This is a genomic window from Corynebacterium sp. ACRPQ (assembly GCF_022347225.1).
GTDB classification, from domain to species: domain Bacteria; phylum Actinomycetota; class Actinomycetes; order Mycobacteriales; family Mycobacteriaceae; genus Corynebacterium; species Corynebacterium tuberculostearicum_D.
The window spans coordinates 1-18,359 of sequence record NZ_JAKRNF010000004.1 but is presented as its reverse complement, the minus strand read 5'-3'; the positions used below and the strand labels follow the sequence as shown (position 1 = coordinate 18,359).

General features: G+C 58.5%; 20 protein-coding genes, 1 rRNA gene and 1 pseudogene. 9 read left to right on the top strand and 13 right to left on the bottom strand.

All coding sequences use genetic code 11. The features are described 5' to 3' along the window. Window positions 1-7: 7 nt before the first annotated feature. Window positions 8-1,750: an alpha/beta-hydrolase family protein gene (locus tag MHY24_RS03710; protein WP_239228391.1), complete on the top strand. Its 1,743-nt coding sequence runs from the start codon at window positions 8-10 to the stop codon at window positions 1,748-1,750. Here MHY24_RS03710 and msrA read toward each other — a convergent pair. After that, window positions 1,747-2,394, bottom strand: coding sequence for a peptide-methionine (S)-S-oxide reductase MsrA (gene msrA / locus MHY24_RS03705; protein ID WP_239228390.1), 648 nt, complete (start codon window positions 2,392-2,394; stop codon window positions 1,747-1,749). The genes MHY24_RS03710 and msrA overlap by 4 nt on opposite strands. Window positions 2,395-2,558: 164 nt before the next feature. Between msrA and MHY24_RS03700 the strand changes: the two genes are divergently transcribed. Then, a complete protein-coding gene (locus MHY24_RS03700; protein ID WP_005325362.1) occupies window positions 2,559-3,161 on the top strand; it encodes a superoxide dismutase in 603 nt (200 codons plus the stop codon). Window positions 3,162-3,202: 41 nt separating this feature from the next. On the opposite strand, the gene MHY24_RS03695 is transcribed toward MHY24_RS03700, so the two are convergent. Further along, window positions 3,203-4,057 (bottom strand): LysR family transcriptional regulator, encoded by an 855-nt coding sequence (locus MHY24_RS03695; RefSeq protein WP_239228389.1) that lies wholly within the window; start codon window positions 4,055-4,057, stop codon window positions 3,203-3,205. Window positions 4,058-4,128: 71 nt separating this feature from the next. Between MHY24_RS03695 and MHY24_RS03690 the strand changes: the two genes are divergently transcribed. Both MHY24_RS03690 and MHY24_RS03685 read left to right on the top strand, forming a co-directional pair. Further along, window positions 4,129-5,280 (top strand): MFS transporter, encoded by a 1,152-nt coding sequence (locus MHY24_RS03690; RefSeq protein ID WP_239228388.1) that lies wholly within the window; start codon window positions 4,129-4,131, stop codon window positions 5,278-5,280. 10 nt (window positions 5,281-5,290) lie between these two features. Beyond that, window positions 5,291-6,589 (top strand): copper oxidase, encoded by a 1,299-nt coding sequence (locus MHY24_RS03685; protein WP_239228387.1) that lies wholly within the window; start codon window positions 5,291-5,293, stop codon window positions 6,587-6,589. Here the strand turns inward: MHY24_RS03685 and MHY24_RS03680 are convergent. Continuing rightward, entirely contained in the window at window positions 6,576-8,009 is a 1,434-nt protein-coding gene (locus MHY24_RS03680) for a TM0106 family RecB-like putative nuclease (RefSeq protein ID WP_239228386.1), read from the bottom strand. The genes MHY24_RS03685 and MHY24_RS03680 overlap by 14 nt on opposite strands. Window positions 8,010-8,078: 69 nt before the next feature. On the opposite strand from MHY24_RS03680, the gene MHY24_RS03675 reads away from it, so the two are divergent. Further along, window positions 8,079-8,711, top strand: a complete 633-nt coding sequence (locus tag MHY24_RS03675) for a DUF6474 family protein (RefSeq protein ID WP_200436296.1) — start codon at window positions 8,079-8,081, stop codon at window positions 8,709-8,711. 63 nt (window positions 8,712-8,774) lie between these two features. Here MHY24_RS03675 and MHY24_RS03670 read toward each other — a convergent pair. Then, window positions 8,775-9,993, bottom strand: a pseudogene (locus MHY24_RS03670) (IS3 family transposase); the annotation flags it as partial. A gap of 363 nt (window positions 9,994-10,356) precedes the next feature. Between MHY24_RS03670 and MHY24_RS03660 the strand changes: the two are divergent. Next, a complete protein-coding gene (locus tag MHY24_RS03660) occupies window positions 10,357-10,650 on the top strand; it encodes an Lsr2 family protein (protein WP_367398046.1) in 294 nt (97 codons plus the stop codon). Here MHY24_RS03660 and MHY24_RS03655 read toward each other — a convergent pair. Beyond that, complete coding sequence (locus MHY24_RS03655) at window positions 10,647-11,285, bottom strand: response regulator transcription factor (RefSeq protein WP_023020112.1); 639 nt, start codon at window positions 11,283-11,285, stop codon at window positions 10,647-10,649. The two genes, MHY24_RS03660 and MHY24_RS03655, sit on opposite strands and share 4 nt — an antisense overlap. Window positions 11,286-11,322: 37 nt before the next feature. Next, window positions 11,323-12,486, bottom strand: a complete 1,164-nt coding sequence (locus tag MHY24_RS03650) for a sensor histidine kinase (protein ID WP_179387152.1) — start codon at window positions 12,484-12,486, stop codon at window positions 11,323-11,325. Between MHY24_RS03650 and MHY24_RS03645 the strand changes: the two genes are divergently transcribed. Continuing rightward, window positions 12,485-13,021, top strand: a complete 537-nt coding sequence (locus tag MHY24_RS03645) for a DUF2020 domain-containing protein (RefSeq protein WP_204610750.1) — start codon at window positions 12,485-12,487, stop codon at window positions 13,019-13,021. The genes MHY24_RS03650 and MHY24_RS03645 overlap by 2 nt on opposite strands. On the opposite strand, the gene MHY24_RS03640 is transcribed toward MHY24_RS03645, so the two are convergent. Both MHY24_RS03640 and MHY24_RS03635 read right to left on the bottom strand, forming a co-directional pair. After that, window positions 13,018-13,170, bottom strand: coding sequence for a hypothetical protein (locus tag MHY24_RS03640; protein ID WP_239228385.1), 153 nt, complete (start codon window positions 13,168-13,170; stop codon window positions 13,018-13,020). The two genes, MHY24_RS03645 and MHY24_RS03640, sit on opposite strands and share 4 nt — an antisense overlap. Beyond that, window positions 13,170-13,832, bottom strand: a complete 663-nt coding sequence (locus tag MHY24_RS03635) for a class E sortase (protein ID WP_005327018.1) — start codon at window positions 13,830-13,832, stop codon at window positions 13,170-13,172. The genes MHY24_RS03640 and MHY24_RS03635 overlap by 1 nt, the downstream gene beginning before the upstream one ends. Before the next feature lie 33 nt (window positions 13,833-13,865). Between MHY24_RS03635 and yidC the strand changes: the two genes are divergently transcribed. Then, entirely contained in the window at window positions 13,866-14,810 is a 945-nt protein-coding gene (yidC, locus tag MHY24_RS03630; RefSeq protein WP_239228384.1) for a membrane protein insertase YidC, read from the top strand. Here the strand turns inward: yidC and MHY24_RS03625 are convergent. The 4 genes from MHY24_RS03625 to MHY24_RS03610 all read right to left on the bottom strand — a co-directional run bounded on the left by MHY24_RS03625 (window position 14,767) and on the right by MHY24_RS03610 (window position 16,906). Continuing rightward, the gene (locus MHY24_RS03625) at window positions 14,767-15,375 is read right to left on the bottom strand and encodes a TetR/AcrR family transcriptional regulator (protein ID WP_239228383.1); all 609 of its coding nucleotides are present in this window, start codon (window positions 15,373-15,375) and stop codon (window positions 14,767-14,769) included. The two genes, yidC and MHY24_RS03625, sit on opposite strands and share 44 nt — an antisense overlap. A gap of 78 nt (window positions 15,376-15,453) precedes the next feature. After that, the gene (locus MHY24_RS03620; RefSeq protein ID WP_005325340.1) at window positions 15,454-15,702 is read right to left on the bottom strand and encodes a GlsB/YeaQ/YmgE family stress response membrane protein; all 249 of its coding nucleotides are present in this window, start codon (window positions 15,700-15,702) and stop codon (window positions 15,454-15,456) included. Window positions 15,703-15,821: 119 nt separating this feature from the next. Beyond that, a complete protein-coding gene (locus MHY24_RS03615; protein ID WP_005325338.1) occupies window positions 15,822-16,721 on the bottom strand; it encodes a universal stress protein in 900 nt (299 codons plus the stop codon). 41 nt (window positions 16,722-16,762) lie between these two features. Continuing rightward, window positions 16,763-16,906: a hypothetical protein gene (locus tag MHY24_RS03610; protein ID WP_005325337.1), complete on the bottom strand. Its 144-nt coding sequence runs from the start codon at window positions 16,904-16,906 to the stop codon at window positions 16,763-16,765. On the opposite strand from MHY24_RS03610, the gene MHY24_RS03605 reads away from it, so the two are divergent. Then, the gene (locus MHY24_RS03605; protein ID WP_239228382.1) at window positions 16,905-17,897 is read left to right on the top strand and encodes a pseudouridine synthase; all 993 of its coding nucleotides are present in this window, start codon (window positions 16,905-16,907) and stop codon (window positions 17,895-17,897) included. The genes MHY24_RS03610 and MHY24_RS03605 overlap by 2 nt on opposite strands. A 352-nt stretch (window positions 17,898-18,249) precedes the next feature. Here the strand turns inward: MHY24_RS03605 and rrf are convergent. Next, a 5S ribosomal RNA gene (gene rrf / locus MHY24_RS03600) occupies window positions 18,250-18,359 on the bottom strand; the annotation flags it as partial.

Below are 18,359 nucleotides of genomic sequence, written 5' to 3'. Positions count from 1 at the left end.
GGGCATTATGAAACGCGCTCTCCGCCGCGCTGCACTAATCGCTCTTGGCGTAGCCGCGGATCTCACGCCCATCGTCCGTATGACCAGCCGGCAAACCTTACCGCCCAATATGTCGGCTGGAATTTTGGGTGCGGAATTGGCCACGTGGGCGGCTATTTCGCCCTCTCTCCTTCCTCGCCCGTGGTGGGTGACCGCCGCCAACGTGGCAATTGGTCAGGGCATTGGGCATCTTGGGGCGGCGTCGACAAGCTTTGTCCTCAATAGCATTGGCAAGCGCCCGCAGGACCGCCTTGGCCCTCAACATCGACAAATTGTGCACCTTGCTATTGGCGCCGGGACTGCATTTAATGCCGTGCTTTCGCTGCGCAACCAGAAAAAGCAGGCGGAGTTGGTCAATAAGCAACTCGTGCGTGGGCCCGCCACGGCGGCCATCGGCTTGGCCGCGGGCACCGCGGGCTACGGCACTCTCCTACTCATCGGGGAAGCAACGCAGCTTGCCGTCACTAAACTGTCACGCCAGCTAGGCCGCTGGGTGCCTGCACTCATTGCTTGGCCGGTGGTTACCGCCGGACTGAGCCTCACGGCATTTGCGCTTTCTGATCGCGTGGTCTTTCGACGCTGGCTGCGCTCACTATCGCACCAAGCGCAGCGAATTAATAAACAGATTTTTCCCGGCACTTCTATGCCGTGGGAGCCGGAGCGCTCCGGCAGCCCGTGGTCGCTCGAGCCGTGGTCGGCATTGGGACAGCAGGGACGCCGGTTTGTCTCCAATGGCCCCCGCGCCCGCGATATCCGCACAGCGACGGGAATCGATGCCAAGGAACCCATCCGCATCTACGCCGGATACATCCCAGGGCGCTCCTTCCAGCAATCCGCGGAGAAGATCCGCGCCGAACTCGAACGCACTGGTGCCCTGCGGCGAGAGACTATCGTCATCCAAATGCCCGCCGGCTCGGGGTGGATCAATAATTGGGGTGCTTGCTCTTATGAGTTTTTGACCGGCGGTGATTGCGTCACCGTCACCATGCAGTACTCCTACCTGCCCTCGGTTTTTGCCTACCTCGTGGATAAAAACGCCCCGAAGCAGGCGGCGCGCGAATTGATTCGGGTGATACAAGAAGAAATAGATAAGCTGCCCGAGGAAAACCGCCCACGGCTCTATTTTGCAGGTGAATCGCTTGGCGCCTACGCCATTATGGATAACTACCATAATGTGGAAGACCTACTTTCCGCGTGTAATGGCGCAGTTTTTTCCGGCCCCCCGCGCATGACACACTTTACTCAGCGCCTGCGCCGGGATATTGGTTCCCTAGAACGCCTGCCCGTTATCGATGGCGGCAAGCATGTGCGCTACGCGGCGGCTCCTGACCATACGCTGCACGATGCCTTTGGCAATGACTACGCCCACACCTGGCGCCGCCCCCGCATGCTCATTGCCCAGCATGCTTCCGACGCCATCGTGTGGTGGGATCTCAACCTTCTCGTGCGCAGGCCCACCTGGATCCATGAACCGCAGCCGGAAGCGCTGCACGCGGATACCTTCCGGCAGCTGCATTGGGTTCCGTTTATTACCTGGTGGCAAATTGGCTTGGACCAGATCAATTCCCTCAACGTCCCTGGCGGGCACGGGCACAACTATTTTGAGGAAATGCTCTGGTACTGGGATGAGGTCTTAGGATCCCAATCCCGCCAATCGCTCACGCCGAAGTTAGCCAAAAAGATTGCCCGCTTTATTCGGCGCGATGCTTAGTCGCATTTCACCCCAGTACTGTGGTGCGGGCAGTACCCATTAGGTACCTTATATAAGTACTGCTGATGCTCATCCTCAGCCAGGTAGTACTCCCCAGAATCAGTTTCGGAGAGGAGTTTGACTTCCGTGGTGGTATCTCCAAATCCGAATTCTTTGAGCTTCTCTGCATAGGAATCCACGATGCCCTGGATTTCTACGCGCTCTTCCTCCGTGCGTGGGTAGAAAGCAGAGCGGTATTGCGTTCCTACATCGTTGCCCTGGCGGAAGCCCTGGGTGGGATCATGCGCCTCAAGGGCCTGCACCACAAGATCACGCAGGCTGATACGCTGCGGGTCATAGACCACCTCCACCGCCTCGGCATGGTTGGTTAGCCCACGACACACCTCGTAGTACGTGGGATTCGGGGTGGTACCGCCTGCATAGCCCACCGAGGTGGATTCCACGCCTTCGGTCTCCCAAAACATCTTCTCCGCGCCCCAGAAACATCCCAACGCAATGAGAATGGAGCGCTGCCCGTCCTTCCACGGTCCGGTAATCGGTGTTCCTAGAACGGCGTGCGGGGCGGGGTCTAGGATTGGCTCGGATCGACCCGGCAGAGCCTCGTCTGCAGCAACAAGTTTGGGCTCCGGCTTAAACATCCACATGAGGTATAGCTCCTTCCTTATTCCTTCTTCCCAACGTTGTACTGCGAAAAGCTATTCCGCGGCCAGTTAATATTCGCGCTAGTTCCACATTTCGAATTAATCATGGCGAAATCTTTCAACCGTGCCTATCATCGGGACACGTACCCGAAGAAAGGATTTAACAAATGGCTGTTTACGAACTTCCTGACCTCCCATACGCATTCGACGCACTGGAGCCACACATCTCCGCAGAGATCATGGAGCTCCACCACGATAAGCACCACGCAACCTACGTTGCTGGCGCTAACGCTGCACTCGAGGCACTCGAGGAAGAGCGCAACGGTGAGGCTAACCCGGATCGCATCCGCGCCCTCTCCAAGAACTTGGCATTTAACCTGGGTGGCCACACCAACCACTCCATCTTCTGGAAGAACCTGTCCCCGAACGGTGGCGGCGAGCCTACCGGCGAGCTGGCAGAGGCCATCAACCGCGACTTCGGCTCCTTTGAGAAGTTCAAGGCTCACTTCTCCGCTGCTGCTACCTCCCTGCAGGGCTCTGGCTGGGCAGTTCTGGGCTACGACCACATTGCTGGCCGCCTCATCATCGAGCAGCTGACTGACCAGCAGGGTAATACCTCCATCAACTTCACCCCGCTGCTGATGCTGGATATGTGGGAGCACGCTTTCTACCTGCAGTACAAGAACGTTAAGGCTGACTACGTTAAGGCCGTATGGAACGTCTTCAACTGGGATGACGTTGCTGAGCGTTTCGCTGCAGCCACCAAGTAACTCCTTGTAGTTACTTCGGCCGCCCTCCGGGGCGGCTTTTTCTATGCCCGGATAAATTCCCGGAATTGCCGCACTGGGGGCGCATCATCCCCGGCGCGCCACACCAAACCGAGCTCGCGGTACGCTGGCGGCGTGAGGGGGATCAGGCTCCCCACCTGCAGATAGGGATCATCCAGCGGCAACAGTGCCACCCCGAGTCCTGCCGCTACCAGCCCCGCAACGGTAGTAAGCTCCATTGACTCGAAGACGAGGTGGGGGCTAAAGCCGGCATCTTCTGCAAGGGCATCGAGAAGCATGCGCGTGCCATAGCCCGGCAGCATGCCGATGAACGGTTCTGCAGCGAATTCCGCTAGTTTCACCTCCCGCCGGTTCGCTGCCCAGTGGCCTTCCGGCACCGCAAGGCCTAGCCGCTGCACCTTTATCTGATGCCAGCCCAGGGCTGCATCAGGCCGCGGGCCCACGAGGGCAAGGTCGGATTCGCCGTTTTCCACCCTGCTCACCAGCTCCTGCGCCGCGCCTTGATGCAGGCGAATATCCACGTGCGGGTGCTGCGCGCGATAGCTCTTGAGCAGGTCCGGAACCAGCCAGGTACCCAGCGAGTGCATGAAATCTAGGCGCACGGTGCCGCGTTCTGGATCCATGAGGCGGGCAACATCGTCTCGCCCTATTTGGTAGGCGCGGAGCATGTCCCGCCCGGCCGCAGCAAAGGCCCTCCCGCGCGAGTTCACGTGCAGGGTGCGCCCAGTGCGCTCGAAAAGGCGGGCGCCAAGACTAGCTTCTACGCGCTGTACGCGGCGGGTCAGCGCGGATTGGGAGATCCCCAGTTCATCGGCCGCAGCGCCCACGCGGCCATGATCCACCACGGCGAGGAAGCCGCGAACATCCTCCACATTCATGCATACTCCGCATCGATTAGTGTGATTTTCCACATTTTACACATGCTGCGTGTCCGGGCAGGCTAAATGATATGACTCGAACGCGGCGCGCTACGGTAGCCATGCTCCTTGTGGGCTTGGCTATATTCTCCAGCCTGTATTCCACCCAAGCTATTCTTCCCACGCTGGTAGACAACATGGGCCTTTCTTCCACCGAGGCGGCCATGACCGTATCGGCCGCCACGGGCGCGCTGGCCCTATGCGTGGTGCCCGCATCCATCCTCTCCGAGCGTTTCGGTCGCGGACGTATCCTGCTCATTTCAGCCGTTGCCGCGACCGGCGTGGGGCTCATTGTTCCCTTCGCCCAAGAGGGGTGGCAGCTCATCGTGGTGCGCGGCCTGCAGGGTGCGCTGCTCTCTGGCGCCCCCGCCACCGCAATGGCATGGCTTTCTGAAGAACTCGAGGACAAAGCCCTGCCGCGGGCTATGGGCCTATACATTGCAGGCACCTCCGTCGGTGGCCTTACCGGCCGCCTCATCCCCACCGGATTGGTGGAAATCTCCACGTGGCGCTGGGCGCTCTTCGGCTCGGCGCTGGTCTCACTCGCCTTTGCCATTACGGCTTGGCTGCTGCTTCCTACCCAACGCAATTTCCGGCCTAAATCCATCCATCTCAAGACCGAAAGCCGGGCGCTCTTGGGTCATTGGGCCAACCGGGATTTGGCCTTGCTCTTTCTCACCGCATTCCTGTCCATGGGCACGTTTGTCTCCATGTATAACTTCTTAACCTTCCGGCTCATCGATGATTTTGGCTTGGCCCCTTCGCTAGCCGGCTTGGCTTTCCTGTTCTACCTTTCTGGCACCTGGTCCTCGGCTCGAGCTGGAGCGCTAGTGGCCCGAATCGGCCACGGAAAAACCCTGTTCGGCTCGGCCGCGCTTTTTACTGTGGGCATCGCGTTGTGCGCCGGTAGCCTTCCGCTGACGCTTCTCGGCATGATCGCCTTTACCGTGGGCTTTTTCGCCGTACACTCCACCGCCTCCGGGTGGGTGGGCCAGATTGCCACCCACGACCGCGCGGAGGCTTCCTCGATGTACGTGTTCTGCTATTACTTTGGCTCTTCTGTGGTGGGCGCATGTGCCGGCCTGCTTTTCGACGTCCTGTCGTGGCCCCTTTTCATCGCCTTCTTCACCGCCGTAGCCCTCGCCCTTACTGCGCTGACTTGGACCAAGATTAAAACCGACTAAAATCGGTTTTATGCCTGAGAATAAGTGGTCGGCGCGGACATGGCACCGCAAGGCCTCCCGTCCCGTATCCCTGTGGATGATGGTCTTCATCCTCGTGGGTGCAACGCATACCTTGGTCCCGAACTACCGGTGGGTGCTCATCCACCTATTCACCCTCGGACTGGTGAGCAATAGCATCATCGTGTGGTCCCAGCACCTCACGGAGAAATTCACCCAACAGCGCCTCCCCGAATCCACTCGACCTGCCCAATTGGCCCGCATCTATGGCCTCAATGCCGGAATCATCCTCGCGTTAATCGGCCAAATCCTCATGGAGTTCTGGTCCCAGCACTGGATTGTCACCCAGGTGGGCGCCACGCTCATTGCCCTGATGATGCTCTGGCATGCGGCATCGCTCTTCCAGCAATGGCGCAGTGCCAAAGATAAGCGCTTCCGCCCCGTGGTGGGCGCCTATGTACTTTCCGCCCTGTGCCTGCCGGTGGGTGCCATCTTTGGCGGCCTGCTGGCCGTCTATCCCGGCCAGCCCACGTTGCTGCTCGCCCATATCGCCGCCAATATCGGCGGATTCATCGGCTTGGCCGCGGCCGGTTCTCTTACCATCCTTTTCCCATCCATCTGGCGCACCCAAGGTATTAATCGCCACATACACTCCTCCTTTGCGCTGCTCGCAGTCGGTGTGGTTGCCACCATCGTGGGCGCTTTCCTCGGCTTCCCCCAGTTGGGACTTATAGCCTACTGCTGCGGTTGGGCGCTGAGCTTGCAGCAGTGGCTCGCTAATGTGCTGACGGTGGCTAAGGACCCGCGCGATCGCATCACCTTTGCCTCGGTCTCCGTGCTCATGGCCTCGCTATGGCTGGTGCTGTCTTTGGTGTATTACACGGTGCAGCATTTCTTTATGCCCGAGCCGGCGCTGCCCACCCTCTCCTTGCTGGTGGGGTTTGCCGGTCAACTGCTCATCGGCGTGATGAGCTACCTCTTGCCCAGCACCATGGGTGGCGGCCCCGCTGCCGTCCGGGCGGGCTTGCAGCAACTGGACAAACTCGGCCTCCTGCGCGCCACCTTCGTCAACGGTGGGCTGCTCATCTGGATCGGCACCGATATTTCCCTGCTTAAGGTGGTCGCCTCCCTCTTGTGCATCCTGCCCCTGGCGGTCTACCCCGTGCTCATCGCCCGGGCGGTCAAGGCCCAGAAGCAGGTCTTGATGAAGAAGGCGGAGGGCCCGGATCCGAAGCCGGGGCCAGAATGGAACCAGGTCTATGCGGGCGTAGCGATCCTCGCGGTCGTCTACGCCCTATTTACAGCGCTGTAGTACCCAGCGCGCCGGTATCCATCCACTCGCGGACCGCGCGGGTAGCCTGGACGTCGCCGGAGTTATACTCCAGCAAGCGCTGCCGCGCCACGAGGTCACCGGCTAGCGCCTCGCGGCGCGCGTTCACGGATTCTTCGCCGTCGAAGTCTTCTTCTGGCCAGGTAAAACCCGCTTCCGGGGCGACTACCTTCAGGCCTAGGCCGAAGGGGCCGGCGAAGGATCGTTTGACGTGGGCGAACATATCCACCCACTCCGGTGAGGAGATAAACTCTTCTACCTCCTGCTCATCCACCTCGCGGAAGCGCTGCGCGGACATCCGCATCCAATGGTTCTCGCCGTGGGCCGAGTAGCAATATGCAGCAAAGGTTTTGCCCTCCGCATGGGCCTTAGCACGCACATCCATCAACCAGCGCCAGAAGGCCGCAAAGTTTTCCGCCTCGGCGCGCCCGCCCAACGGCTCCCACGTAACGAACGGGACGTAGTTACCGTCGTGCCAGGCTCCCCATAGGTACGCGCCCTGGTCCAGGTAAGCTTCCATATCCACATCCACCTCCACGTCTGCGCGCGGAGCGTGCACGTCGCCGCGGCGCAGCAACACTTCCCCGGCGCGCCAGGCAGCAGCAAGGCGGGAGGACTCGCCCAGGTCGGCGTCGATAAGCGCCTGCACGGTAGTAATCCCGCGCTCGCGGTAAGGCTTAGCGCGGTCGCCGGATAGGAAAAGCGAAATATCATCCGCCGCCACCAGCTCTTGCTCGCACAAAGACCAAAAGCGGCAGCTCGCACACTCCTTGACCCGCACCGGGGCGGTAGGAAGCGGCTGATTCCAGGCGCGTTCCAGATCAAACTTGGCTGTTTCCGTAAAAAATGCCCGGGTGCGGTCCTGGCCGATGGCCCCGCCCCGGCCGGAATCGAGTCCGAGATCCTGCAAAGCACGGGCGGCAAACGCTAAGCGGTAACCATCTACCGCATGATGGCGCAGCTTATACGGCGCCTCGAGCGGCTCACTCAGACCCAAGCGGTGGGTAGGCACCGCCGGCGTCGTCTTGGTGTCGTTCTTGCGGGCCACACGGTGATTGGACACGATAATTGGGGTGTACTTATCGCCCTCGCGCAGCAGCAAATCTACGCGCACCATCCACTCCGCGGTGGCGAAGACCGCGTTGGTGATGTGCGTATACCCGGAAGCTAAGGCCTCAAGGGTGCGCATGGAGCGCTCCCACTCATCGCCTTCCAGATCGATGCGGCGGAACCGGGCAGAGCCCTTGCGGGGAAACATCTCCATGACGGCCTCCACTGCGGCCGCGTGGCGTTCTGCTCGGGCAATCGAGGCATGGATACGCGGCATCTCGGGGTGCGCGCGCCGCTGTACTAAGCGGTAGCGGCACCCCACAAGGTCCGAAGCAACAACCACATCCTCCACACCGGGTGAGCTTAATAGAACGGCAAGGTAAAGTTGAATCCAGACTCGATCAAACGTGAGGGAAATTTAATGAGCATTCTGAAGAAAGTTAAAAAGGCCCGTCAAGAAGCACGCGCACAGGCAAAGGCCGCCAAGACCCGTGCCAAGGCAGAGGTAAAGGCCCAGTCTAAGGACCGTCGCCGCCAGCAAAAGCTCCTGGCCAAGCAGGAAAAGCACCTCATTAAGTCGGAGGAAAAGGGCCTCAAGAAGCGCCGCAAGCATGAGGAGAAGATGGCCAAGAACGAGCTAGCCAAGCTCAAGGCCGGCCGCTTTAACTCCGATAATGTCAAGCGTTATGCCGGTGCACTGCGCACCGCCGCACCCCTGCTGCTGCCGCTCCTCTACCGCGGCTACGTGGGCCTGAAGACCGAGGGCGAAAAGCGCAAGGCCGCTAAGGCCGGCGTGAGCTCGGATCAGATGGCTTCCTTCTCCGGCTACGGTGCGCCGCTCAAGGCCCGCACCGCCGGCATCCGCAACTCCCTCGATAACACGGACGTTCCGGCCGGCTTCAAGCGCGATGTGCGTGACCGCCTGCAAGAAGTAGACTCCGCCATCGATAATGCCGAGTTCATGACCGAGCAGCAGCGCCGCCGCGCACACAAGACCATTAGCTCGGAAATCGACTCCATTACTGCGGAAATCCAGCAGCACCTGGCACAGTAAAAATATTCACGCCGCCACCGCCCCCTATTTGAACTGGCCCCCGAAAGTTGGACTGGTTTAATTCTAGGCGGTTAGGGCTTCAAGGGTCTGATTTCGATATTGCATCGGGGTTAGACCCTTGAGTCGTTGTTGGATGCGTTCGGTGTTGTACCACCGGATGTACTCGTCGATTGCCTGGTTGAACTCTGCGACGGTGTCGAAGGCTTCTCCGTGGTACATCTCGGTTTTCAGGTGGCCGAAGAAGTTCTCCATGACCGCGTTGTCGTAGCAGTTGCCTTTGCGTGACATCGATTGGACTCCCTGGTGCTGGCTAATCAGGGTGCGCCATGATGAGTGCTGGTATTGGAATCCTTGATCGGTGTGGATCATCCAGCCCGGCTCTGGAGCACACGCTTTGATCGCCTGCGCCAACGAAGCCGAGGTAAACGCTGTAGACGGCGATGTGGCCACTGTGTGGGCGACGATTGAGCGGTCGAACAGGTCCATCACCGGTGAGAGATACACCTTGCGGCCAGCGACTTTGAACTCGGTGACGTCGCTGACGAAGACAGTGTTGAGCCTATCGGGGGTGAAGTTGCGCTCGAGTGTGTTCTCAGCGATGTAGCTGATTGTGCCAGTGTAGGAGATGTAGGGCCTGCGCTGGCGGATCTTGGCTTTCAAGCCCATGGCGCGCATGAGCTTGTAGACAAGTTTGTGGTTGACCACCCAGCCCTGGTTACGCAGGTCGAGCAGTACCCGCCGGTAGCCGTAGCGGTGTTTGTTGCGCTGAAAACTGTCCCGGATCGCTTGTTTGAGCTCGGCATGTTTATCCGGTGCGGTGAGTCGTTTTTGGTGGTAGAAGAATGTCGAGCGTGCCATGCCGGCCGCATCCAGGAGGTAGTCCAAGCGGTGGTGTGACTTGAGGATGACGATTGCCTGGGCTTTCAGGCGTGTCCCTGGTTCCTCAAGTCTCGCAATTTTTTTAAGTAGGCGTTTTCCGCTTCCAGCCGCTCAACCTGGCGGCGAAGCTTTTCCTCTTCCGTGAGGCGTTTCGGCCCAGCCGATCCTTTGGGCCTGCCCTTCGGCTTCGGGCGCAGAGCCTCGTCGCCGCCTCTGCGCCACTTAGCCACCCAGTCCTTGACGAGGTGGTCGGATGAAAGATTGAACTCTCGGGCAAGATCCATCATCGACTCACCCGCAAGATGACGTTCTACAACCTCCTTCTTCGCCTCGAAGGAGTAGTGCTGCTTGTTTGGTTTCTCCACGAGACATAGTCTGCCACGCAGTTGGAAACGACGATAAAGTCTACGCGTTGCGTCTCTCGAGACACCGACAACACGAGCAGCGGCTCGGCAACCCATTCCCTGCTCGAAAAGCTCCACTAACTGCTCACGCTGAACTTCACTCAGCGAACTACGTGCTCTCAAAGAAAATGCTCCCCACTAGTTGTTGGCAACTGATTTCTCAGTCCAACTAATGGGGAGCAGTTCAATTCGGTGGTGGCGTTTATTTATTTTCTATAAAGATCCGGGATTTTTCGGGAAAAGTATTTTCAGCCAGAAAAAGTTGCTGAGAATCTTCTCACCGCCCTACCCCTTTAACACCGTTTATGCTCTCTGTGCTTGGTGCAATTTTTAAAATTGGAGGAAATATATCCCGCCGTGAAGTGACCCAATTTTACGACGACTTGGACCACACCCTAATCCCCGAAGACCAGCTAGAAGTCGTTCGCTTCAGCGTAAACGGTCAAAATTACCTTATCGATCTCTCCACGGATAACGCGCGGCATTTCCATAATCTGCCCCCCTACGTGGACGCCGCCCGGATTGCCCCGGCCTTCGATGCGCAGCGGGCAAACCCCAGCCAAATCCGCGAATGGGCGCGCGCCGAAGGCCTGCCAGTGGCGCACCGCGGAAAGATCCGGCAAGACGTTATCGAGGCGTATAACGCCGCTAATTAAAGCACGCCTTGCTCGCGCGCTGCCGCCACAGCAGAGGTGCGCGAGCGCACACCCAATTTGTCATAAATGTGCACCAGGTGGGACTTCACCGTGGCCTCAGACAGCATGAGGTCCTGGCCAATCTGGCGGTTCGACGCGCCCGCCGCAACTAGCTGCAAGACCTCCAGCTCACGCGGCGTGAGCGAGGTGCGTGGCGTACGCACGCGAGTCATCAGCCTATCGGCCACGATGGGAGATAACGCCGAATCACCCTCCGCAGTCGAGCGCACTGCGGCCAGCAACTCCTGCGGTGGTGCGTCCTTGAGCAAGTAGCCCACGGCACCGGCTTCGATTGCGCCGAGGATATCCGCATCAGTGTCATAGTTGGTAACCACGAGGACCTTGGGCGGGGTGGCCATCGCGGAGCGAATCTGCGCGGTTGCCTCCGCGCCGCCCATAACGCGGGTCCCTTCCACGCCCGCGCCGAAGCGCAGGTCCATCAAAATGACATCGATGCCGCCCGCCTGCGCTGCCGACACCGCAGCTTCGGCCGTAGCGACCTCCCCTACGACGTCGATATCCTCTGCGCCCTCAAGCACGGAGCGCAGACCCAGGCGGACGATTTCGTGGTCATCTGCCAATAGGACCCGAATCACGACATTCCTCCTATCGATGTCATTGTCAACCAAAAGTTTAATCTACCCGGTTGCCTAAGGGCATACTAACTGACACGGCAGTGCCCTCCCCCGGCGCGGATTCAATAATGACCTCCCCGCCGAGCTCCTGGGCGCGGCGCCGAATTGCGGCCAGCCCAATATGCCCCAGCCCAGCCGGGGTACTTTCCACCGCGGCCGGATCAAAGCCCTTGCCGTTATCCACCACATCCAGGCGCACCTCATCGCCCTCATAGGTCACCGTGATCCGGGCGCGGCTTGCTTCTGCATGCTTGACGACGTTCCCCACAGCGCCCTGCGCAATCCGCAGCAGCGCCGCCTCTACCTTCATGGGCAGCTGCTGTACCTCTCCTTCGGATTCCACCTCGACGTGGATATCTCCGGTAGCGCCGAAATTTTCCGCCATACGGGTCAACGCGGCCTCAAGGGATGCCTCATTGAGCGTCGGCGGCTGCAAAGCGGCAATCATTGCCCGCGCTTCGTGTAAATTATCCGCGGCCGTCCTGCGGGCCAGCTCGATGCGCTCTCGCGCCTTGTCCGCGTCCTGCTTATCCAGATCACGGTCCGCCGAATGCAGGAGCATTTGAATGGAAGACAGTCCCTGGGCAAGGGTGTCATGAATCTCGTGCGCAATGCGCTGACGTTCGGCCACCATGCCGGCATCGCGCTCCGTGGCTGCCAGCTGCGAACGGGTTTCAATCAACTCTTTATTCATCCGCGACAGTGTCCGGAAGGCGTAGGTGATCGCTATCGTCACCAGCGCCGAGACCGCCGGCCCCATGACGCCGCCGAAGGTCAGACCCTGCGGAATCTGCACCACCACGGTGATGATCGAGGCAACGATGACGCACGCGATGCCCGCCGCCATGTCCAGCACCGTGAGGTACAAAAAGAACATGGCGAAAACCAAATAGATTGCCGCGGGGGCCACGAACAGATCCGCAACCCACAGCACCGAGAGTATGCACAGCCACAGGTAGCGCACAGGCCGGGCCCAATATTCCCCGTATACCGAGCCTGCGAAGTACACGGCCGCAAAGCCCACCAAGAGCAGCAGGTTGATGATCGCTTGCGAAAGCGGCATTCGTGCGGAGGTAAAAATGCCTACCACCAGCAGGCCAGCGGTCAGGATATGGATGCCGGTGCGCAACGCATCGGTATCCCGGTCTATTGTGGGGCTCATGCGCAAAAGCCTACTTCCCCTACTCGCCTTAGCCACTTTTGGGATCGCCGGCTGCGATTCATCCGCACCCACCCCTGCACCAACCACTACGGTGACTCCGGAGGCTTCGGAGGCACCGGAGGTTAACGTGGCCCAAACCGCGGAAGTCAATGACTGGAGCGATTGCCCCTACATCGGCCCTGGCTGGCTCGAAGAAACCAACGGCCAGCGCCTGACCAAGCAGGGCATCGACACGCGCTTTCCCACCCCGGCCTGCGTCTTTTGGTCCTACCAGGACGACCCACAAGCCACCGTCATCGTGCGCGATATGCCCACGGTCGACGACGCCCGCGCCGCAGTGGATTGGGCCGCGCCTATCGACGCCACCGAACCGGCCTCCTTCGACGGCTGGGAAGGTGGCCGGGGCGTAGTCAATGAGCACGCCGTGTACGCCGTCCAGAAGGACACGCACGCGGTGCTGGTGTGGAGCAACCAGCAACAAACCGTTAAATCAGAGCAGATCGCCCACGAAGCGATCGCCAACTTGGGCCTTTAAACCGCGACGTCGTTGTACGGCATCATCGGCGACAGCCACGGGAATACAACCTCCATAAGTAGGAAGAAGACTCCCACCGCAATAACAATGGCCAAGATGGCCTTCACCGGCGTCGGCCCCGGCAAGAGATTCCACAAAGCGCGATACATTATTTCTCCTCTTTTTCTACTTCCATAGCGTGCACAATCATGCGCTCCGCGTTGGAAAACTGCGGGTGACACGTGGTCAAGGTCAAGATCTCGCGGCTCGGTTCGGCGTCCGACTCTGGCACGGGGTTGGTCACCGAGACGTCGCCAGGCGTCGTAATATGCCGGCCAGCTACGTGCGAATACTCCGGCGGAATTCCATTGAAACAGTCCGCCTGCTCACCATCGATGGGCAATACGCGATAGGTAATTCGCTCCTTCTGCGTCTCCACCACGATGTCATCGCAGGTCTCTAGCTTGCCCAAGTCATTAAAGGGAGCTCCCTTGCCCACGCGGTGGCCCGCAACCGCAAAATTGCCCATCTCTCCCGGCATCTGGGAATCCAGGTAACGCCCCGGGCCGCGCAGCAGATCATCTTCATTGGTGCCCTCAATGATGGCGAAGCGGTAGTCAGAACCGAACGTGGGAATATAAAGCTGCGCGAACGCCTCACCCAACTCCGGCTCCAACTTCTGCCGCGGATTGCGCCATTGCTCGTCGAGGTGGGCGCTCGCCTCCTCCTGCAGCTGACCGGATTCTACATTTGTCCAATAGGCTTCATAGAATGCAAAGAGTAAAAGAACCACGCCAATGGTTAGCATGAGTTCCCCAAGAACTTTAGTCATGCCTTAGACCATACTGCCCATGAAAGGTTAAGCATGTACGAAGTCTTCATGTACCCAGTTTCCGGAATCATGAAATTCTGGCACTGGCTCATCAGCAGCTTCGTCGGTGAATCTACGGCCTGGCTGATCTCCATCATCCTGCTGGTTATCACCGTGCGCGGCGTCGTTGTTCCCTTGAACTGGATATCCGTACGCTCCGCCCGCATCGGCGCACTCATCCGCCCGGAGAATAACCGCATCAAAAAGCAGATGAATAACGCCACCACCACCGAGGAAATGGCGGAGCTCATGCAAGAGGAAAAGAACCTCATGAAGAGCTATAACTACAACCCCGCAGCTGGTTGTGTTCCCCCGCTCATCATGATTCCGGCCTTCATCGGCCTCTATCAAGTGCTCCTGCGCATGTCCAATATTGAGCGCGGCTCCACCACCGTGGGCATGTTGAATGCCTCCGACGTCTCGGCCTTCCGCGAAACCACCTTTTACGGCGCTCCGCTGACGGATTTCGCCCGCGAGCACGACGACCTCATCAATCCCATCCTCATTGCCGCCATCGCCTTTACCATGGCTAATTCCGTCATTTCCCTCGTGCGCAGTTTCCGCACCACTCAATTTGATCAGAAGGTCAACCGCCGCGTCTTCATTCTCATGGGCTTTTTGCTCCTGGTGATCCCATTCTTCCTGTGGCACCTAGCCCAAACCGGACCTATCCCAGTGGCCATCATCCTTTACTGGGGCTGCGCCTATCTCTTCATGCTGATCCAAACCGCTATCTTTGAGATCATTTTGCACCGCGACTACCCGCTTACTGAGGATGTCCACGCTATGCGCCGCGAAAGCATTCGCCGCTGGCGCAAGCGCGAAAAAGAACCCGCCCTCTCCAAGGAGGAGAAGAAGCGGGTCAGCCAGCTACGTATGGAGGCCCGAAAGTACCTTAAATCGAATAATCAGCAGGGGGAGCAGAAAGCATCTGAGTAGCTAGGTCGCGGGCCGTCTGCAGCGGCCCAATCTCCTTGGTGAGCCGAGCACCCGCACGGCCGCCATCCAGGAAAATCAACAGCTGGCTCGCCTGCGAGGACGATGGGTAACCATTGCGCTCTGTCAGCAAGGCCGTCAGGGTGGAATGCACCCATTTGCGGTGTTCAACGCAGGCAGCCACGATACCGTGTTCCGCCTCGGTTTCGGGTCGCGGATACTCTCCGGCCGCATTCAGGAAATGAGAGCCGCGGAATTCCTGCTGGGGTTCTTCTTCGATCGCCTTATCAAAAAAGGCCAGGATCTTTTGATCCGGATCCGTCATCTCCGCGGTACGCTGTTCCCAATCTTGGCGGAACTTCTCGTCCAAAGCTTCTAGATAAGCGATAACGAGCGCGTCTTTGGAACCAAATAAAGAGTACAAAGAAGCTTTAGCCACATCCGCCTCGCGCAGGATGCGGTCGATTCCGATGACACGAATGCCTTCGGTAGTAAATAGCTTGGTCGCTGATTCCAGCAGCCGGCTGCGCGGGCTGGGCCGATTACGGCGCGACTTCTTCTCTGCCATGGGTTCCTCTCTAAAACGACAAAGCCGGTTCATCTATACTTTATAGACAAACCGGTTTGTACGCGAATTAAGTTCGGGCTACTTCTTGATGAGCCCCACGATCCACAACAGGATACAAGCACCACCCGTAGCGGCAATCAAGGAGAAGATCCATCCACCTTCCTCGATATTCAGGAAGTGGATAATCATGCCACCGATGATGCCACCCAGCACACCAACAATAAGGTTGGTCAGCAGGCCGTGGTCGCGCTTCATAATCTTCTCTGCCAGCCAGCCGGCAATGATACCAATAACAATCGAGCTAAAAAGCCCCAGTCCCAAATTCATGCAATCCTCCTAAAATAGCGGGTATACCTTAGCGTACACGAGCGCACACTACCTAAGGCGGCCCCACACAACAAGAGCGCTCCGCCCTTGTGGGCGAAGCGCTCTATGCACAGCAGCTTTTAGCTTTCCTCATCCGGACGGACAACCATCATCGGGCACGGTGCGGACTGCAACAGTGCGCGAGAGGTCGATCCCAGGAGCATACCTTTAAAGCCGCCGCGGCCGTGCGAGCCAACAACCAGTAGCTGCGCGCCTTCTGCAGCCTCGGTCAAAGCGCTCACTGGACGATCGCGGGTAATGAGCTTCTTTACCTCAACTTCTGGGTATTCCTCACGCGGCTCCTTCAGATTCTCAGTCAGAAGCTCGCTCTGTTCCTTTTCAATATCAGCCCACTCGGACTGGGCGGCCGACAGACCCGCCAAGGAAGCCTGCACCTGCATATCCATCCAAGTATGCACGGCAATCAAAGCAGCACCGCGGGCCTGCGCCTCTCGGAATGCGTAAGCCGTGGCCTTCTGCGAAACCTCGGAACCATCCACACCAACGACGACAGGGCCGTACTTGGTGGAGTCCGTAACATGATTATCCTCGCGAACGACGACCACCGGGCAAGAGGCGTGGGATACAACCGAAGCGGAGACAGAACCCATTACCATGCCGGACAGGCCACCCATGCCGCGGGAGCCCATGACGATCATGGTGACATCGTGCGACATTTCTAGCAGCATGTCGATCGGGGAGCCCTCGGCCACAGTGTGACCAATCTTCAGCTCTGGGGCTACCTCATGAGCGATGGCGCGAGCTTCCTCGATCTTCTCGAGGGTCTCGGCCTGCAAGTCGTCGAAAAGCTCCTTTGGCGGAACCATGCCCTCTGCGTACAGGAACTGTGGCATGGTGTAGCTAGATGCGATTCGCAGTGGAATCTCGCGCTTCATAGCCGTATTTGCGGCCCAACGAACTGCATTCTTCGATGCATCCGAACCGTCAACGGCAACGACTACAATGTCTTCCTTAGCCATGATGTGTCCTTTCGGTGGTTATACCTTAATTGTAGTACGGATTAGGCTTGAGGGTTGACGGTTGCAGCCTCGGAATTCGACGGGAACATAACGGTGTACACAAACTCCAGGACGGTGCGAATTACGGCACCAATACCTTCAGAGAAAAAGGCAACAACCGGTTCAATGAGAGAGTTAAAATCCATGGACAAAACATTAATACATCGCCGAAAAGGTTTCACGCCTTTGCCGATCAAAGACGGTCTGAATCCAACCCGCGTGCGCACTCCCGAGGCAGGCATAACGGCCTGGGATTTTCTTAGTGCAGTAATTTCGGCACAACGCCATCGACACCCCGACGACGACGCCTCGGCGCTCCAGGCGCGCTTCGACTCTGGCGAGGTTGTCCTACGCAATCAGACCAAGCTTCGGCCGGACTCAATATTAGGCAACGACGAGGACGTCTTTTTCTACCGCATTCCGGCACCCGAAACACCGGTGCCTTACGACGTCCCCATTCTCTTCGAGGATGAACATATCCTCGTCGCCGATAAGCCGCCGTTTATGGCAACCATGCCACGCGCACGCCACATCGTACAGACAGCTACAGTCCAGCTCCGACGAATGACAGGAAACGACGAGCTCGCACCGGCGCACCGCCTAGACAGACTTACCTCCGGAATTTTGCTATTCACCAAACATCGTGATGTTCGCGGCGCCTACCAAACGCTCTTTGCGGAAAAGAAAGTACAAAAGACCTATCAGGCGATCGCCGAATACCGCCGCTTTCCGACGCCCCTACAGTGGGCCTCCCACCTCACCAAAACCCCCGGCGAAATCCAAGGCCGCATAGGCAATGGCACCCCCAACGCGTTTACTACTCTGACTGCAGTAGAACTAATAGATAGCGCCCCGTATGAAAAGATCCACGGAGAACTGCCACAATTAGGCAAATACACGCTCAAACCCACCACGGGCAAGACCCATCAATTGCGTCTCCACATGTGGCAGGCTGGAATACCCATCCTGGGTGATCCTGTCTATCCAGAAATCCTCCCTGAAGACGCGGAGGATATGCGGATCCCAATGCATCTCACCGCAGCCCACATCGAATTTACTGACCCCCTCAGCGGGAAGTACCGAGAGTTCGAGTCCGCCCTTCCTCTCTACACGCACCGCCTAATCGATCAGGCATAGCCGACACATTGTGTAGTCCATGAAACTGTCACGTGGCGAAAAAGTATAGCCAAAGCCGGTGCCCTTTACGAGTAGATAAAGGAAAATCACCGAGCCATTCCTAGTCCGTAGATCCCAGTAACAAGCACAGTTCGGTGCGGGAACACTCTCAATCGCTCGTCCTGAAGTGTTCTCCTGGGGGCCTAATGCCTATAAACTTCAGCTACGACGAAAGGGCGGCGGTGTGCAACTTGCTACGTGTTCCGTCGCGTGATGCTTGCACCCTGCAAAACGTGAAAGAAGGGAAGAGGACGGTGGGTGTTCCGTTCTCTTCCCTTCTTTTGGGTTATTGAATTATGTTATTGTTGTTTGGTGTCGGCGGTGACTTACTCTCCCACAACCTCCCGGTTGCAGTACCATCAGCGTGTGCAGGCTTAGCTTCCGGGTTCGGAATGGGACCGGGCGTTTCCCTGCAGCTATTGA

What these genes read in the sequence shown, in the direction of transcription:
- MHY24_RS03710 (WP_239228391.1), top strand. Translation starts at nt 8, where the DNA reads ATGAAACGCGCTCTCCGCCGCGCTGCACTAATCGCTCTTGGCGTAGCC.
- msrA (WP_239228390.1), bottom strand. Translation starts at nt 2,394, where the DNA reads ATGTGGATGTTTAAGCCGGAGCCCAAACTTGTTGCTGCAGACGAGGCT.
- MHY24_RS03700 (WP_005325362.1), top strand. Translation starts at nt 2,559, where the DNA reads ATGGCTGTTTACGAACTTCCTGACCTCCCATACGCATTCGACGCACTG.
- MHY24_RS03695 (WP_239228389.1), bottom strand. Translation starts at nt 4,057, where the DNA reads ATGAATGTGGAGGATGTTCGCGGCTTCCTCGCCGTGGTGGATCATGGC.
- MHY24_RS03690 (WP_239228388.1), top strand. Translation starts at nt 4,129, where the DNA reads ATGACTCGAACGCGGCGCGCTACGGTAGCCATGCTCCTTGTGGGCTTG.
- MHY24_RS03685 (WP_239228387.1), top strand. Translation starts at nt 5,291, where the DNA reads ATGCCTGAGAATAAGTGGTCGGCGCGGACATGGCACCGCAAGGCCTCC.
- MHY24_RS03675 (WP_200436296.1), top strand. Translation starts at nt 8,079, where the DNA reads ATGAGCATTCTGAAGAAAGTTAAAAAGGCCCGTCAAGAAGCACGCGCA.
- MHY24_RS03645 (WP_204610750.1), top strand. Translation starts at nt 12,485, where the DNA reads ATGCGCAAAAGCCTACTTCCCCTACTCGCCTTAGCCACTTTTGGGATC.
- MHY24_RS03650 (WP_179387152.1), bottom strand. Translation starts at nt 12,486, where the DNA reads ATGAGCCCCACAATAGACCGGGATACCGATGCGTTGCGCACCGGCATC.
- MHY24_RS03640 (WP_239228385.1), bottom strand. Translation starts at nt 13,170, where the DNA reads ATGTATCGCGCTTTGTGGAATCTCTTGCCGGGGCCGACGCCGGTGAAG.
- MHY24_RS03635 (WP_005327018.1), bottom strand. Translation starts at nt 13,832, where the DNA reads ATGACTAAAGTTCTTGGGGAACTCATGCTAACCATTGGCGTGGTTCTT.
- yidC (WP_239228384.1), top strand. Translation starts at nt 13,866, where the DNA reads ATGTACGAAGTCTTCATGTACCCAGTTTCCGGAATCATGAAATTCTGG.
- MHY24_RS03625 (WP_239228383.1), bottom strand. Translation starts at nt 15,375, where the DNA reads ATGGCAGAGAAGAAGTCGCGCCGTAATCGGCCCAGCCCGCGCAGCCGG.
- MHY24_RS03620 (WP_005325340.1), bottom strand. Translation starts at nt 15,702, where the DNA reads ATGAATTTGGGACTGGGGCTTTTTAGCTCGATTGTTATTGGTATCATT.
- MHY24_RS03615 (WP_005325338.1), bottom strand. Translation starts at nt 16,721, where the DNA reads ATGGCTAAGGAAGACATTGTAGTCGTTGCCGTTGACGGTTCGGATGCA.
- MHY24_RS03605 (WP_239228382.1), top strand. Translation starts at nt 16,905, where the DNA reads ATGGACAAAACATTAATACATCGCCGAAAAGGTTTCACGCCTTTGCCG.
- MHY24_RS03610 (WP_005325337.1), bottom strand. Translation starts at nt 16,906, where the DNA reads ATGGATTTTAACTCTCTCATTGAACCGGTTGTTGCCTTTTTCTCTGAA.